This is a genomic window from Sphingomonas sp. OV641, from assembly GCF_900109205.1.
Classification (GTDB): Bacteria; Pseudomonadota; Alphaproteobacteria; order Sphingomonadales; family Sphingomonadaceae; genus Sphingomonas.
The window spans coordinates 1-3,073 of record NZ_FNZB01000026.1 but is presented as its reverse complement, the minus strand read 5'-3'; the positions used below and the strand labels follow the sequence as shown (position 1 = coordinate 3,073).

The window sequence follows — 3,073 nt, the reverse complement described above, 5'->3', positions numbered from 1 at the left end:
TGTAAACGCTCGCGCTAAATGGCGGCGTTCTGATCGCGCTATTTGTCAGTTGCCGGGTCCGATGACGAGGCAATCGCGCGCGGCCTGAACGATGTCAGCGGTGACCTCCTCGACGCGGTTGAGGGTCATGATCCGCCGCATCTGCGCGAACAGGCGCTCCATGAGCCGGAAGTTGCCGCGCGTGATGCGGATCACGGCTGCCTGCGCTTCGATCGCGTCGAGTTGGGCCGGGTCGAAGCTGATCCCGAAATCGCCGGCGTGGGTCGCGAGCAGCAGCCGCATTTCGGTCTCGGTAAGCGGTTTGAACTCGTGGACGAAGCCGATCCGCGAGTAGAGCTGGGCATAGCGGGCGAGGCGCTTCTCCAAGCCCGGCATACCCATCAGGATCAGCCCGAAGCCGTGGCGATCGGCCATGTCGCGGAGATGTTCGAGCGACTTTATGGTCAGGCGGTCGGCCTCGTCGACGATGACGAGGGGGCAGGCGATGCGGGCGGCGTCATGGGTGATTTCGTCCTGCGAGCCGCCCGCGACCGTCAGCCGGGCATAGCCCAGCTTAATGAGGTTGAGGCCCAACACCGCGTCGATCGTCTTGGGCGTGTTGCTGACCGACACGGTGTAGAAGACGGCGCGGCAGCGAGCGACCTTTTCGCCAAGGAGCGCGGCAATGGGACGGAGCGCGGCATATTCCCCCAGGTCGGGGAAGCTGGAAAACTCGCGCGCCGATCGCGTCTTTCCGACGCCCGGCCGGCCATGACACACGCCGATATAGCGGTAGTGCGCGCAGGCTTCGGCAAACTCGACGAACCGGGCATGTTCGCGGGTCGCCAGGAACGGCTGCTCGACCAGGAACTCAATCGTCAGCGGCGTAGAGCCGGAGCCCTCGGTAGGTGGTGGGCCGGGAAGCCGTATCCTCTTGGTCGCCATCGAAGGTCTCCGTGGGGGCAGGCACCTGCTTGTCGCGCTCCTTCGCGCCGCGCCGGGCGCGCTGGATCGCGCGCAACGACGGGTGCCCAGCGTGCTCGGAGCTGAGCGCACGGCAGACGAACCGGCCCTGGTGGTAGACGTGGATCTCGGTCAGGTCGCGGGGGTCATAGACCGCCTCGACCTGCTCGCCGACGAAGGCCGCGAGCGTGGGTTCGACATAGCGCCTGCCCATCAGACGGATGCCGTCGCGCAGCACTTTACGGGGCTTGGGCACGTGCACGAGCAGCATGTCGAGCTGTTCAAGGCTGTCGGGCATTGCGGGCAGGAACCCGCCCTTCTGCCAGCGCGTGATCGGCGGTTCGCCGGTGCTGCCATGCGGGCGACGATGATAGACGCCGCACACGAACGCCTCGAAGCGGGCGCGCAGCTCGTCGAGCGTGAGCACTGGCGCCGACAGCGGCTTGCCCGCGATCAGGTGGCCGGGCAGGTCGGGCAGGAACATGTCGTTGATGGTGCGGAACAGCCGCTCGATCTTGCCGCGCCCGCGAGGACGCCCCGGCAGCGAATGGATGAGGCGGATTTTGAGGGCGATGCACGCCTGCTCGATATGCTCGGAGATGAAATCCGAGCCGTTGTCGACGTAAAGCTGTTCGGGAATGCCGCTGACGATCCATTCGGGATTGGGCTTGCGCCAGATCGCCTGCCGCAAGGCGAGCGCCGTGTTGAGGGCACTGGGGGCATCGAGGCTGAGGAAGTAACCGGCGATGGCTCGGCTGTGATCGTCAACGATGACGGTCAGCCAAGGACGCACCGGGGTTCCGGCATCATCGAGCACGAGAATGTCGAGAACGGTATGATCGGCCTGCCACATCTCGTTCGAGGTCGCGGCTTCGCGCCGATGCACTAGCTCGTGCTGGTCGCGGTAGACGGCCGGATCGGAGGCTGCGGCGATCTGGCTTGCCGGTATCGCCCTGACGACACGCGCGACGGCCGCATAGCTGGGGGTTCGGTGTCCATGCGCGATGGCGAGTTCCTGCACCTTTCGGTGAATGGCGGCGACCGGGGGTCGCGGGCGCTTGGTGGCGAGAGTGCGGGTCAGTTCGACCAGATGTTCCGGCAGGTGCAGCCTGCCCCGATCGTTGCGCGGCAGACGCGCGAGACCGGCAAGTCCTTCGGCACGGTAGCGCCCGAGCCAGCGCTGCAACGTCCGCTCGCTCAGCGTGCCGGTGCGGGCGAGGTCCGCGAGCGGGATGCCATCGGCGAGGTGCGGTTCAAGGACGCGGTAGCGCTCGATCGCCAGCGGCGGGACAAGCGCCGGATGCGTCACCGCCGACGGTCCGTGTCGCAGGTAAGGAAAACGGAGATTTGCCTGCCCATCGCCATGCGAGTCCGCTCGCGTTGCCAAACCGGCCTGTTCGACGTAAATCTACCCGGTAAAGAAAACTAGGGCAACATAGACCTGCCGATGACGACTTTCTTCCCAAACCGCGCCCGATCGGGGCGCCACCGGCCCTACGCATGAAAATCGGTTACGCCCGCGTATCGACCGCCGAGCAGAACCTGGACCTCCAGCGTGATGCGCTGAAGGCTGCCGGCTGCGAGAAGGTCATCACCGACAAGGCCTCCGGGGCGACTGCCGCTCGCCCTGGATTGGAAAAGGTGAAGGAGCTGCTTCGCGCCGGCGACACACTGGTGGTCTGGCGCCTCGACAGGCTCGGCCGCTCGCTCCGTGATCTGATCGGATGGATGACCTACCTCGACGAGGAAAAGGTCGGGCTGCTGAGCCTGCACGAGGCGATCGACACGACCACCACGTCGGGCAAGCTTACCTTCCACCTGTTCGGGGCATTGGCGGAGTTCGAGCGCAACCTGATCCGCGAGCGGACCCAGGCCGGTCTCACCGCAGCCCGCGCTCGCGGCAAGAAGGGTGGCCGGCCGGCCGCACTCGGCAAGGACAAGCGCGACCTGGCCGTCAGGCTCTACCACGAGAACACGATGCCGATCGCCAAGATTTGCTCGATGCTCGGCATCTCCAAGCCAACACTCTACGCCTATGTGCGATCGGCCGAGACCAAGCCGGTAGCCGCGTAGCGACGCTCGCCGACAAATAGCGCGATCAGAATGCCGCCACTTAGCGCGAGCGTTTACA

Annotated in this window: 3 protein-coding genes; 1 reads left to right on the top strand and 2 read right to left on the bottom strand. The window is 65.8% G+C overall.

Annotated elements, in window-relative coordinates:
• Nucleotides 1–45: 45 nt before the first annotated feature.
• On the bottom strand, nucleotides 46–924 hold the full coding sequence (locus BMX36_RS21120) for an AAA family ATPase (RefSeq protein ID WP_009824028.1): 879 nt from the start codon (nucleotides 922–924) through the stop codon (nucleotides 46–48).
• On the bottom strand, nucleotides 851–2,251 hold the full coding sequence (locus BMX36_RS21115; protein WP_004212864.1) for a Mu transposase C-terminal domain-containing protein: 1,401 nt from the start codon (nucleotides 2,249–2,251) through the stop codon (nucleotides 851–853). The genes BMX36_RS21120 and BMX36_RS21115 overlap by 74 nt, the downstream gene beginning before the upstream one ends.
• A 191-nt stretch (nucleotides 2,252–2,442) precedes the next feature.
• Between BMX36_RS21115 and BMX36_RS21110 the strand changes: the two genes are divergently transcribed.
• A complete protein-coding gene (locus BMX36_RS21110) occupies nucleotides 2,443–3,015 on the top strand; it encodes a recombinase family protein (protein WP_007407197.1) in 573 nt (190 codons plus the stop codon).
• Nucleotides 3,016–3,073 lie beyond the last annotated feature (58 nt).